The organism is Bifidobacterium sp. LH_558 (genome assembly GCF_056356295.1).
In genome coordinates this window covers 95,602-108,573 of sequence record NZ_JBKETZ010000005.1, presented here as the reverse complement: position 1 = coordinate 108,573, position 12,972 = coordinate 95,602, and the positions used below count along the sequence as shown (strand labels likewise).

Here is a 12,972-nt window from a genome sequence, read left to right as displayed (position 1 = left end):
GGCGGGTTTCTCTAACCAAACAACGCTTTGTACTCTACGCCCACTCTATGACGTTATCGCCTGTCATGCCACGCCGATAATGGCTGAAATCACTTGACTGTTACCGCTAACAATCCGTTCAGGGCCAACGTGACAAGGCTCACACCGCGCAGCGTTCCGCTCCTCGCCCTTTCAGTCGATAGCCTGGTCCACGATTTGCGCGGCAAGATGACTGTCGACATCCGCCTCGAGCATCACGCCGTCGTCGCGGTAGTCGACGCTCACGAGATTGCCGTATTCGCGCACACGGGAGAGCAACGCGCCCGCCGTATACGGCAGCAGGGCACTCACATGCACGTTCGGCACCGGCAGCATCGCTTCGACCGCCTCGCGAAGCGAATCGATCCCCTCCCCGCTATACGCGGACACCAGGTGGGCTTCCGGCTCGAGATTCGCCAGACGCTCACGGGCGGCATCGTCGATCAGATCGATTTTGTTGAACACCAGCAGTCTTGGAATATCCGCCGCGCCGTCGATGTCGGCGAGCACGTCATTCACCGCATCGATCTGCGAGAACGGGTCGGGATGGGAGCCGTCGACCACATGCAGGATCACGTCGGCCTGAGCCACTTCCTCCAACGTCGATTTGAACGCCTCGACCAGCTGGGTGGGGAGACGGCGCACGAAGCCGACCGTGTCCACATAGGCATACAACCGCCCGTCCTTGGCTTTGGCCCGACGCACTGCGGTGTCAAGAGTCGCGAACAAGGCGTTCTCCACCAGTTCCGCCGATCCGGTGAGCCTGTTGGTCAACGAGGATTTGCCCGCGTTCGTATACCCCACCACGGCGATGGTGGGCAGGCCGAAACGCCGACGCGAGCCGCGTTTGACTTCGCGAGCGGGCGCCATCTGACGAATCTGCTGGCGCAGGCGCGCGATACGTGTGCGAATCACGCGACGGTCCATTTCGATTTTCGTCTCGCCGGGGCCGCGCGAGCCGATGCCGCCGTCCGCGCCCGCCGCGCGACCGCCGGCCTGACGGGACAGCGACGCGCCCCAGCCACGCAGTCGCGGCAGCATGTACTGCAGCTGGGCGAGCTCCACCTGCGCCTTGCCCTCACGGCTGGTGGCGTGCTGCGCGAAGATGTCGAGGATCACGGCGGTGCGGTCCACCACCTTCACTTTGGTGGCGTCCTCCAACGCACGGCGCTGCGAGGGCGGCAGATCGTCATCGACGATGATGGTGTCGGCCTCCTCGCGCGCCACGATGTCGGCGATCTCCTTGGCCTTGCCGGAGCCCACATAGGTGGCGGCATCCGGACGATAGCGGTGCTGCAGCAGGCCGTCGCACACCACCGCGCCCGCGGTTTCGGCGAGCGCGGCCAGCTCGCGCAGGGATTCCTCCGCCTTGGCGGCGGTGCTGTTCGCCGACGACCACACACCGACCAACACCACGCGTTCAAGTCGCACCTTGCGGTATTCGACTTCGGTGACGTCCTGCAGCTCGCCCATGCCGGTCACATGTTTGAGGGCGTTGCGCGACTCGCGCTCCTCCCATTCCTGCTCGCCCGCCTCATTGAACGCGGAGGGGCCTCCATGACCGTCCAGCAGGACTTCGGACTGCTCGCCCAGCACGTCATGTTGTTCCACAGGCTGCTCAGCTTGGGTCTTCGGGCTCAATGCCACCTCTTCTTCTTGGCGCTTCACTTGGGTCGGATCGTCGCATACACGGTTGAACTATGGGTTTTATTATCATCGTGTGAGCAGACATGACGTGCGCTGAGCGTAATCGGCGCGCGGCGGAACCACGGAACAGGAGACATCAAACATGGCCGAACAGTATTTCGCCGCCGAACCCGCGTCGAGGGATGTGCGCCGCACTTTGCATGTCACGCTGCGTGGAACCGAGGCGCAGGTGCAGGTGTCGAACGGCGTGTTCTCCGGCTCCCGAGTGGACCTCGGCACCTCGGTGCTGCTCAGGCACGCCCCCAAACCTCCGCGGGAGGGCGCGCTGCTCGATCTGGGCTGCGGATGGGGGCCGATCGCCCTGTCGTTGGCGTTCGACGCGCCCGAAACCGAAGTCTGGGCGGTCGATGTGAACGAACGCGCGTTGGAGTTGACCGCCGCGAACGCGAAGGCGAACGGCTGCGACAACGTGCATGTGGCGCAAACCGACGCCGACGGCGTGCCGCTGTCCGACCAGCCCGCATCCGACGTGCTGCCATGCGAGCAGCTGCCCGACGACCTGCGCTTCGACGCGATTTGGTCGAATCCGCCGATCCGCATCGGCAAGGAGGCGTTGCATACGCTGCTCATGACCTGGCTGCCGTGGCTCAAGCGGGGCGGCGCGGCCTATCTGGTGGTGCAGCGCAATCTGGGCGCGGATTCGCTGATCCCTTGGCTGGCCGATGCGCTCGGCGACGGGTATGAGGTCGGCAAATACGCCAGTTCCAAGGGCTTCCGTATCATAGAGGTTTTGCGTAACAACTAGTCCAGCCGCCTGAAAACGCCATTGTTCACGGTGTCGGCACCGGCGGATGGCAAGGACGGAGCATATGAAATACGAGTATCCATCTGAACTGCCGGTGTCGGCCGCGCGCGACGAGATCGCCGAGGCCGTGCGTTCCAGCCAGGTGGTGATCGTCTCCGGACAGACCGGTTCCGGCAAAACCACGCAGCTGCCGAAGATCCTGCTCGAACTCGGCCGTGGCACGCATGGCCGTCAGATCGTGCACACGCAGCCACGCCGTATCGCCGCGCGCACAGTGGCCGAACGTATCGCCAGCGAGATGGGCGTGCGTCTCGGCGACGAAATCGGCTATCAGGTGCGTTTCACCGACGAAAGATCGCCGAACACGCGGCTTCGCGTGGTGACCGATGGTATTCTGCTCGCGCAGATCCAGCGCGATCCCAAGCTGATGAAATATGACACGATCGTGATCGACGAGGCGCACGAGCGTTCTCTCAACATCGATTTCCTGCTTGGATATCTGACTGCCCTGCTCCCCCAGCGTCGCGATCTGAAGCTCGTGATCACGTCCGCCACCATCGATTCGGTGAAATTCCAAGAGCATTTCGAGAAGGCGCTCAACACCAAGGTGCCGGTGATCGAGGTGTCCGGCCGCACCTATCCGGTGCAGGTGCTGTACGAGCCGCTGGGCACCGCCCCCGCTTTGATGCGCGAAGTGCCCGGATTCGCCGTGGGCGCGCGGCCCGGTGACGCCGACTACGCCGAACTGGCGAGCGCCATCGCCGACGACTCCACAACCGGCCGCGGCTCGGGCCGCTCCAATTCATCCTATGAGGACGACGGCATCACCGACATGCCCACGGCCGTGGCCCGCGCCTGCGCCGAGCTGGTCATCCATTCCAGCCACGAACGCGGCGCACGCGACATCCTCGTGTTCGCCTCCGGCGAGCGCGACATCCACGAGTTCGAGGCCGCGCTGCGCCATCATTACGGTCCGCGCGCGGCGGATATGCGCCGCCCGGATGCGATCGAGATCATGCCCCTGTTCGCAAGGCTCTCCTCCAAAGAGCAGCATCGCGTGTTCGAGGCGCATACGCATCAGCGCATCGTCATCGCCACGAATGTGGCGGAGACGTCGCTGACCGTGCCGGGCATCCGCTATGTGGTCGATCCCGGCACCGCGCGCATCTCCCGCTATTCGAAGACGGCGAAGGTGCAGCGTCTGCCAATCGAGCCGATCAGCCAGGCGAGCGCCGACCAACGCTCCGGCCGATGCGGTCGTATCGCCGACGGCATCGCCATCCGCCTGTATTCGCGTGAGGATTACGAGACGCGACCGCGCTTCACCGAGCCGGAGATCCTGCGCACCTCGCTGGGCGCGGTGGTGCTGCATATGCTGTCGGTGGGAGTGGCCCGCACGGCGGAGGATGTGACGAATTTCGGTTTCATCGACCCGCCGGATATGAAGGCCGTTTCCGACGGTTTCAACGAACTGACCGAATTGAAGGCCATCGGCCGCAAACGCGGCGAGGTGACGCTCACGCATATCGGCCGCCAGCTGGCGCGCATCCCGATCGACGTGCGATTGGGGCGTATGGTGATCGAGGCGGCGAAGTCCACGTCGCCGAACACATTGGCCGCCATGCTTGTGGTGGTGGCATTTCTGAGCCTGCAGGATCCGCGGGAGCGCCCGGACGAGGCGCGCGACGAGGCGGACCGCATCCATAACCGTTACGCCGATCCGACCAGCGATTTCCTCACCGCATTGAATATCTGGGACCGCGTGTTCCAGGCGGACGGCGAGCCGAGCAACAACGCGCTGCGCAGGATCTGCAAAACCGAGTATTTGAGCTGGCTGCGCATGCGCCAGTGGAAGGATCTGGTCACGCAGCTACGTGAGATGTGCCGTGAGATGAGGTTCAAGGTGGGCGAACCGCTCCCCTCTTCGCGTGCGGGCTTGGAGATCCGCCAGCTGCCGATCAACCAGCAGGCCGCGCATTCACTGTGTTGCGCATGGGATGCCGAGGGCATCCACAAGTCGATGTTGGCTGGATTGCTCTCCATGATGGGCATGCAGGTGATCCGCGAGCCCAAGGCCTCCGATTTCGCCGGTTTGTCCGGTGCGGCAAGAGCCCGCGCATTGAAGCGCGCGCAAAAGCAGTCGAAGAACGACTATCAGGGCGCGCGCGGCACGCATTTCGCCCTGTTCCCCGCCTCCGCGGTGGCCAAGTCCACGCCGGCTTGGGTGATGAGCACGGAACTGGTGGAGACGAGTCGCCTGTGGGCGCGGTATTCCGCCGCGATCGATCCCGCGTGGGCGGAGCCGTTGGCCGGCGCACTCACCCGCACCACGTACGCGGACCCGCATTGGTCGGGTTCGCGCGGTTCGGCGGTCGCCACGGCCAAAGTACTGCTCTATGGCCTGCCTATCGTGCAGGACCGCACCGTGCAGTGGGGCCGTATCAACCCGTTGGAGGCGCGCGATTTTCTGATTCGCCAAGGCCTGGTCGAAGGCGACATCCAGCAGCGGTTCGGCTATGACGAGTTCGTGGCGAAGAACCGCGACGTGCTTGAGGACGCGGCGGAGGATGCGAGCCGTACCCGTCAGATCGCGGATACCGCGTCCGACGAGGATCTGTTCGACTTCTACAACGCGGTGATCCCCCAAGATGTGACCTGCGTGGCCGACTTGGCGAAATGGTGGAAGGCCGAGCATGACGCGCACCCGACATTGCTGGATTTCGACCCGACGAAGGTGGAGCGTCTGGCCGACAGCGAGTCGGTGAGCCTCGCCGATTACCCCGACCATTGGCACACGTTGGGCTCCGACGGACGCGCCATCGACCTGCGATTGAGCTACGTGTACGACCCGCATGATCCGCATGACGGCGTGACCGTGCATGTGCCGATCAAAGTCCTCTCCCGCATCTCGCCGGAGCAGTTCACATGGAACGTGCCGGGTCTGTTGGATGAGCTGCTGCTCGCGATGATCAAATCCCTGCCCAAGCAGTTGCGCGTGCAGTTCGTGCCCGCGCCGGACACGGCAGCCAAGCTTCGCGATTGGATCGACGAGCATTACCCCGATCTGCCTGGATCCGGCTCGCAGCAGAAACCGAATCTGCCGCCAGCGCCGGCCGATGGCGGGGCGGCCCGTTGGCCTGATTTCGCCCATGTATTCACCCAAGCCGCCATCCAAGTGGTCGGCGCGCAGATTCATCCGGAGGTGCTGACCGGCGAATTGTGGAGCAAGCTCGCCCCGTATCTGCGCATGACGTTCTCGGTGGAGCAGACGTTGCCGCCCAGCCGCAACCAGCGCGGCCGGGGACGCGCGCGCGGACCGGTGAAGGTGATGGGCGTGGGCAAGGATCTGGTCGCCTTGCAACGGCGGTTCGCCGCGCAGGCCGAGGCATCGGCCCGTCAGATGGTCCAACGTCAGGCCGACCAGGCGGCCAATCAGGGCAAGTTGGTCGAGCAGGCGAATCTGCTGCACAAGGCGGGCGCGACCACCGAGTCGCGTGCCGCGATGCTGTGGAAGGGCGCGCTCGACGCGCTGCGGCTGCCGGCCGACCGCGTCTCCTCTCGTTGGTTGGGCGGCGAGGCTCTGATGCTCGCCTCCGCCCCCTACAAGTCCACCAAGGCGCTGGTGGAGGATCTGCAGTTGGCCGCGGTCAAGCGGCTGCTGCCCGACGTGGACAAGCTGCCCGACGATGAGGCGTTGGCGAACGCCGTGCTCGACGTGCAGCAGGTGTATGAGGATACCGTGTACGCGGTGGCGCATGATGTGATCGCGATCCTGACCCGTTACGCCGAGGTCGACAAGGCGGTGTCAGGCAAGGCGGATCTGCCGATGCTCTCGGTGCTGCAATCGATCCGCGAGCATATCGCCACGTTGGTGTTCCCCGGTTTCATCGGCGCCGCTCCCCCGTATTCGCTGCGTCATATCGAACGGTATTTGAGGGCTGATCTCGCGCGCCTGACCAAGGCGAAAACCGACAAGAACCGCGACGTGCGCTGGGCATGGGAGGCCGACGAGGCCAAACAGCTTGTGGACAAAGCCGTGGCCCGCGCCCAGCGCGAGCCCGCAGGCCCACGTCATGAAGCGTTGACCAAGCAGACCGACGAGGCACGCTGGATGCTCGAGGAGTTCTACGTCTCCCTGTGGGCCCAGGAACTCGGCACCCCCAAGCCCGTCAGCATCCAACGCCTGCGCAAACTGCTGGCCTGATCATCAGGAAAGATGGAAGTTCGCTAGCCGTTGTCCAACGGAAAGCTCTGAATCCTCCGACACCGAAATCAATTGCGTCATTCTTCGGATCTGTCGCAGTCGTAATCACGTTCTGAGCAAGCTCAGAATTGCTTTCGTCTTCAGGAAAAGAATCAAAACCATTGAAGGGCGACTGAAGACCGACAAAACGAAGCGGAGCGGATGAGATCGAACGTTTTCCCCATTTTTCCAAAAATCCCCTGCGTAACGTGTTGCTCATGACGCTGCGTAATGAAGTTAAATGAGGGTGAAAGGAGGTGAAAGCTATGTCAAAATACACGACTGGAGAAATCGCGAAGCTCTGTGGCGTATCCGTTAGGACAGTGCAGTATTACGACACCCGCGGTATTCTCACGCCCAGCGAACTCACGGAGGGTGGCAGACGTCTGTATTCAGAAGACGACGTGAAACGCATGAAAATCATCTGCTTCCTTCGCGACGCCGATATTTCAATCAACAGCATAGGAGAATTGCTGTCCGAGGATGATCCCGGCAGCGTCATTTCCGTTTTGCTTGAACAGCAGGAGCAGCTGCTTCGTAAGGAAGTGCGCGAAAGGCAAGCAAAGCTCGATATGCTCGATGGGATTAAGCGAGAGCTGAAGAGCGTGGATGATTTCTCCATCGAATCTATCGGCGATATAGCGTATGTGATGGAAAACAAAAAGAACATGAGACGGCTACACGCCATCCTACTGATTACCGCTATTCCCATCGGCATCATCCAGTGGACATCCATCATTTTCTGGATTGCCTCAGGAATATGGTGGCTTTTCGCTCTTTACGTCCTGGTGGCCATTCCATATGCGATTTGGGTCATAACATTCTATTTCAAAAGAGTCGCCTACATCTGCCCACAATGCCATGAGGTGTTCAAACCTCGACGAAAAGAGGCTATTTTCGCGAAGCACACGCTCACGCTCAGAAGACTGACATGCACCAGCTGTGGCTATAACGGCTTTTGCGTGGAAACCTATGGAGAGGAAGGAAAAGAACATGGATAACGTTATGGAATTTCTTCCGTTTTTGATCCCGCTGGCGATCGCTCAGTTCGCTCTGTTGGGATATACGCTCTACCACATCCTGACCCATAGCAATTACAGAAGAGGCAATCGTACTTTGTGGCTGGTTATCGCCATTGTCGGCATGGAGTTCATCGGTCCGATCCTCTACTTCCTGCTCGGCAAGGAGGATTGATATGGATGTGCTGTCGATGCAAAACCTGAGAAAGAACTTCGGCGGTAAAGAAGTGCTTTGCGGAATCGATATGTCCGTGCCCGAACACAGCATCTTCGGTTTTATCGGGAAAAACGGCGCCGGAAAAACAACGACGATGAAAGCAATCCTTGGACTTCTCAAGGTGGATTGCGGCGAGATCCACGTTATGGGCGAAAAGGTGCGTTTCGGACAAACCACCACCAACCGACACATCGGCTATCTGCCCGATGTGCCGGAGTTCTATTCCTATATGACGCCGTATGAGTATCTGACTTTTTGCGGAAACATCTGCGGGATGGGCGAAGCCGACATTAAGACGAGGAGCAAGGAACTGTTGAAGCTGGTCGGTCTTGGGCGGGAACGCCACCGCATCAAAGGTTTCTCAAGAGGGATGAAGCAGCGGTTGGGAATCGCGCAGGCTCTTCTCAACCGCCCAAAACTTCTGATCTGCGACGAGCCGACATCGGCACTTGATCCCGTAGGTCGCAAGGAGATTTTGGATATACTTCTTGCGGCAAGGGAACAGACCACGGTGCTGTTTTCCACGCATATCCTTTCGGATGTGGAACGTATCTGCACCGAAGCCGCCTTTTTGCATGATGGGAACATCGCCATGCAAGGGACTATCGCAGAACTGCGAAGAAAGCGGGCATCTGACGGATTCACCGTCGAGACGGAACAAAAAGAAGATACCGACACGCTTATGCAAGTATTCAGCGATCTCCAACGTACAGGGCAAAACGCACTTATGTTTCATGGCGATAAGGATTGCTTCTTTGCCCTCATGCGATATATCACCGAAAACCGAATACCCGTACAGAAAATTGAGCGAATAGAGCCAACGCTTGAGTCACTGTTTTTGGAGGTGACAACATGACACCTTTACTTGCCTTCATAACAAAAGAATGGCTTGAGGCTGTGCGCACGGGCAAAATCATTATTCTTGCACTCTTGTTTGTGATGTTCGGCATTATGAACCCCGCGATCGCGAAGCTGACGCCGTGGATGATGGAAATGCTGTCTAACACGATGGCGGAGAGCGGGTTGGTGGTCACGGATATTCAAGTGGATGCCATGACTTCCTGGATGCAGTTTTTCAAAAACATTCCTATGGCGCTTATTGCTTTCGTACTGATCTTCAGCGATATATTCACCAAAGAATACAAATCCGGAACGTTGCTGCTCGTATTGACCAAAGGCCTGTCAAGATACAAGGTCGTGCTTGCGAAAACCATGTTGCTGTTGTCGCTTTGGACAGTCGGCTATGGAATATGCTTCGCCATCACCTATGGATACAACGCTTATTTTTGGGATAACGGTATCGCGAACAATCTATTCTTCTCGGCGGCTTTATGGTGGTTGTTCGGCGTATGGGCCATATGCCTTATGATCCTGTTTTCATCACTATTGCAGAACAACACAGGCATCATCCTGTGCGTCGGCGGAACGGTGCTGATGGCATATGTGTTGAGCATCATACCGAAACTAAAGGCTTATTCACCCACCGTGCTGATGAATGCCAATTCGCTTTTGACGGACGCGGAGGGAATAGACGCATATACACAAGCTATTGTTGTTGCCGCGTTCTTGTGCATAGCATGCGTTGCCGCGAGCATTCCGATCATCAACAAGAGGCAACTGTAATTGTGTAAACCCTGACTTCAGTCATCTGTGGCCGGATAGACGCGGTCGGGCACGACCATGTCTATCCGGCCACAGACAAGAACCATCAGCCTTCGGGCACTACCCCACAACAACCATCTTTATATTCAATCGAAAAACCGCTTGATGAAGTCCGGTGATTTCAGTTTGTCTTGGACTTCTTCGCTCCATGCGGTTTGTTGGAGAAGCTTTGATAGGGGCTTGCCGAAAACCTCCTCAATCTGCGTTCTGCTGAAGGAGTAGCTTTCGCCGGAGAAGTTGTAGGTTATCTCCGACAGATTATCGATCGCTGCCATTGCCGCGACGGAATTGTAGATCACGTCGCGCCGCACCTTGTCCTCGCCGATATCCACACGGTATCGAGGTAATCAACGGTCAAGGCACGGGTTTCCGAATCGATCTCAAACTTCATGGGAACATTGTCGAGAGGCAGCGAATGGAACAGATTACGTATATTGTCCGCATCACCCACATAAGGGCTTTTGTATTCCTCGATGCTCGCTATATCATGCGTCAAAGCGTCCGTTTGCTTGTGGGCGTATTCCGCCTGCTGCGCACGATTGGCGGGAATGATGCCGAATTGAATAATGCAAAACAGAATTACGGCAATGGCCAGAAGACTGATGATTATCGTGTTTTTCCTATTCATCGCCATGTCCCTTCGCGTGCTTGAGCAAAAGCTTGGTGAAGCTGCCTACCGTGATAGGAATAAGAACGGTAAGCAACGGTAGATAAAAGCGAACGGCGATATTGGCCGCCTGATATGGGCCGTCGATATTGAGTGGTCTATGGAACCAGATATCACTCCCGAACGTCAACGCCACCATCGTGCCGACATACACCAGGAAAAACAATCCCCAGACAATCCAAGCAATTCGTGTGCGTCTGCCGCTCGCGACGGTCGAAAGGATCGCCACATCATCAGAGGCTTGCTTGCGTCGCGTGAGATAGCACATCCCGGAACAAATCGTAAGAACAAGCCCCGCATAGCTGACTAAGGCATAGTGCGTAAAGAGCAGCGGCAAAGACAGAATCCAAAAGACGATGCAGCTGAGCAATACGTTTTGGACGCATTCCACATGGTACCCGCCGATATCCGTCAATTGATTGCCGTCTATCAGAGAGTCGATCGAGGACAAACTCTCCTTTGCCTGTTCCGCCGCGATGCCCGCGTCGACGCCCTGCGCGATCAGATCGTCTCTTTTGGCGATCATATTGCTGAGGATCTCTTCCTTGAGGTCCCGCACTTCGGGTGTCAAACGTTGGCGTCGAAATAACTCGTCGACATATGCTTTGAGATCGGTCATTCGTCATTACCCCCTTGAAGCAGTTTGGTGATTACTCTTTGCGCGTGGAGCCATTCCTCAAGTGCTTGTTCGTAAGCCGCGATACCGCTATCGGTGATGCGGTAGTATTTGCGACGTCCCCCTTGCGACTCATCTCCCCAATAGCTCGTGATGCGTCCTTGCTTTTCAAGTCGTTTCAGACTTGTATAGAGCGACGGCTCTTTGAGCTCATACTCATTGCCGCTTTTGAGGGAAACGGCTTTCATGATTTCGTAGCCGTAGTTATCACCGTCTTTCAATATTTTCAGAATGATGGCGTCGATGTGGCCGCGAATCAGGTCGCTGTTGATGTTCCGTTCCGGCATCCGCATCACCTCCGTACTTATTATGGCCAAAATTACTATGTGTGTCAAGGTACTATGGCACACACTAACAACTGAGTCGTGTTCGACCCGCTTCGCCGAGGTTCAACATGGCCCACGACAGCGGAATGGGCCCGGTCCATATGTCTGTAGAATGAATGTGGTCAACCGCGGACGAAGAGGTTGTGGCATGGGATTGTTCAACAGACACGACGATTACGTATCGCCGTTCGACACCGACGACACCCCGGACTACGTCAATCCGGACATCGAAGCGTCACGCATCAACCAGCAGGTTGACGCAGCCCACGATCAGCGCGGGCATATCACCGGAATCCGGCAGCAGCGAGATGCGAACACGATTCTCCCCCATCCGACGGAAGAGACGCGCGGCATACCGACGCCCATCCGTCGGACGACGAATCCGGTCAGACTCTCGAATCGCAGACCACGGCAGTCCAAGAAACAGGCCGCTCCCATCACCACAGCACAGCCTGCGTCGCACGATCAGACATACGACGCCAACGCCCGACCCGCGAAGCTCAAACACTCCGGATTCGCCACCTCCGCTCTGACCATCGCCATCATCGCGGCGGTCAACTTCGGCGAGACCGTTTCCATGGTGCTGTCCGCCGTGGCCGTGGCGCTGGCCATCATCGCCATATCCCGAACCGGCTCTCGTTCCCGAAGGCCGGGACGCGGCATGGCGGTCACCGCGCTAGTGATCGCCGTCATCGTGCTCATCGCGCAGGCGGTGGCAACAGTCGCGATCCGCATGCCGTCGGGCGCGACATCATTCAAGAGTCCAATCGCCTCCATCGGAAATTCGACCGAACACGGCAATCAGGAAGACGATACGTTCACCGCCACGGACCAGACCGGCACGATACACGACTATGACGGCAATGCCTACGACGTCACCATCGATCAGGCGGCCTACGGATTGACCGAGAATCCCGACGGCGTGGCCGAGCTGATCGTCTCGTTCACGGTGACCAACCACAGCGACGAGAGCTGGCCCCTCGCCATGGCGAACGTTAATGTGCTGCAGAACGGTGTCGCGGTGGATCGGTCATTCGGATTCGACAATACGGATGAGGCACGGCGACTTGGATTCGGCGATGCCGACGATCTGACCGATATCGAAGCCGATTCCACACGGACGGTGACGGCGGCGTTCATTCCCCAAGACACGTCCTCTCCGATTCTGGTGTACGCATCCGGAGTCAACGATGCGGTTCGCGCCGCGTACACGTTCCCCGAAAGCCAACAGTCGGGTTCTCTCACGCCGATCGATGCCGACGATGTGAAGATTCCACAGGCCGGAGAATCCGAACGCGACGGCATGACCACGATGGTCGACTACGACGGGAATCCCCGCATCTCCCTGCGTTTCGACTCGATGAGGCAAGGACCGCGGGATTATGAAGGCAACAAGACGGTGATGCTCACGCTCACCTGGATCAACGAGACCGACAGACCGTATTCGTTGGCGGATCTCGGCGCGCTCGACCTCACGCAGGACGACCACACGTTGGATAAAAGCTATATCGACGATTCCATGCAAGAATACGACGATGATTCGATGCGCCGGATGGCTATGCCCGGCGTGCTACGGACCACCACCGTCTGCTACACGCCCTCCGACATCGACGGTTCCTTCGACGTATCATTCGATGCCTACTCGTCCTTCGACGATGTCATGGAGGACACGTTCACCCTCGAATGACGGTG

12 protein-coding genes are annotated in these 12,972 nt (G+C 58.6%); 7 read left to right on the top strand and 5 right to left on the bottom strand.

The features are described 5' to 3' along the window. Positions 1-171 precede the first annotated feature (171 nt). Entirely contained in the window at positions 172-1,665 is a 1,494-nt protein-coding gene (gene hflX, locus AC1AV0_RS07780) for a GTPase HflX (protein WP_476572760.1), read from the bottom strand. Between the two features lie 142 nt (positions 1,666-1,807). On the opposite strand from hflX, the gene AC1AV0_RS07775 reads away from it, so the two are divergent. The 6 genes from AC1AV0_RS07775 to AC1AV0_RS07750 all read left to right on the top strand — a co-directional run bounded on the left by AC1AV0_RS07775 (position 1,808) and on the right by AC1AV0_RS07750 (position 9,572). Next, positions 1,808-2,470: a class I SAM-dependent methyltransferase gene (locus tag AC1AV0_RS07775; protein WP_476572758.1), complete on the top strand. Its 663-nt coding sequence runs from the start codon at positions 1,808-1,810 to the stop codon at positions 2,468-2,470. Positions 2,471-2,534: 64 nt separating this feature from the next. After that, complete coding sequence (locus AC1AV0_RS07770) at positions 2,535-6,674, top strand: DUF3418 domain-containing protein (protein WP_476572756.1); 4,140 nt, start codon at positions 2,535-2,537, stop codon at positions 6,672-6,674. 305 nt (positions 6,675-6,979) lie between these two features. After that, on the top strand, positions 6,980-7,714 hold the full coding sequence (locus AC1AV0_RS07765; RefSeq protein ID WP_476572754.1) for a MerR family transcriptional regulator: 735 nt from the start codon (positions 6,980-6,982) through the stop codon (positions 7,712-7,714). Then, positions 7,707-7,907 (top strand): PLDc N-terminal domain-containing protein, encoded by a 201-nt coding sequence (locus AC1AV0_RS07760; protein ID WP_476572752.1) that lies wholly within the window; start codon positions 7,707-7,709, stop codon positions 7,905-7,907. The genes AC1AV0_RS07765 and AC1AV0_RS07760 overlap by 8 nt, the downstream gene beginning before the upstream one ends. Position 7,908: 1 nt before the next feature. Continuing rightward, complete coding sequence (locus tag AC1AV0_RS07755) at positions 7,909-8,805, top strand: ABC transporter ATP-binding protein (protein ID WP_476572750.1); 897 nt, start codon at positions 7,909-7,911, stop codon at positions 8,803-8,805. Beyond that, positions 8,802-9,572 carry an ABC transporter permease subunit gene (locus tag AC1AV0_RS07750; RefSeq protein ID WP_476572748.1) on the top strand — a complete coding sequence of 257 codons (771 nt, stop codon included), beginning with the start codon at positions 8,802-8,804 and terminating at the stop codon, positions 9,570-9,572. Before AC1AV0_RS07755 ends, AC1AV0_RS07750 begins: the two co-directional genes overlap by 4 nt. Positions 9,573-9,697: 125 nt before the next feature. Here AC1AV0_RS07750 and AC1AV0_RS07745 read toward each other — a convergent pair whose 3' ends face one another. Genes AC1AV0_RS07745 through AC1AV0_RS07730 form a run of 4 tightly spaced genes read right to left on the bottom strand, consistent with a single transcriptional unit; the run spans position 9,698 to position 11,241 of the window. Then, positions 9,698-9,910 carry a hypothetical protein gene (locus tag AC1AV0_RS07745; protein ID WP_476572746.1) on the bottom strand — a complete coding sequence of 71 codons (213 nt, stop codon included), beginning with the start codon at positions 9,908-9,910 and terminating at the stop codon, positions 9,698-9,700. Continuing rightward, positions 9,907-10,239 carry a hypothetical protein gene (locus AC1AV0_RS07740; protein ID WP_476572744.1) on the bottom strand — a complete coding sequence of 111 codons (333 nt, stop codon included), beginning with the start codon at positions 10,237-10,239 and terminating at the stop codon, positions 9,907-9,909. The genes AC1AV0_RS07745 and AC1AV0_RS07740 overlap by 4 nt, the downstream gene beginning before the upstream one ends. Beyond that, positions 10,232-10,897, bottom strand: coding sequence for a hypothetical protein (locus tag AC1AV0_RS07735; protein WP_476572742.1), 666 nt, complete (start codon positions 10,895-10,897; stop codon positions 10,232-10,234). The genes AC1AV0_RS07740 and AC1AV0_RS07735 overlap by 8 nt, the downstream gene beginning before the upstream one ends. Beyond that, positions 10,894-11,241 carry a PadR family transcriptional regulator gene (locus tag AC1AV0_RS07730; RefSeq protein ID WP_476572740.1) on the bottom strand — a complete coding sequence of 116 codons (348 nt, stop codon included), beginning with the start codon at positions 11,239-11,241 and terminating at the stop codon, positions 10,894-10,896. The genes AC1AV0_RS07735 and AC1AV0_RS07730 overlap by 4 nt, the downstream gene beginning before the upstream one ends. A 187-nt stretch (positions 11,242-11,428) precedes the next feature. On the opposite strand from AC1AV0_RS07730, the gene AC1AV0_RS07725 reads away from it, so the two are divergent. After that, entirely contained in the window at positions 11,429-12,967 is a 1,539-nt protein-coding gene (locus tag AC1AV0_RS07725) for a DUF4352 domain-containing protein (RefSeq protein ID WP_476572738.1), read from the top strand. Positions 12,968-12,972 lie beyond the last annotated feature (5 nt).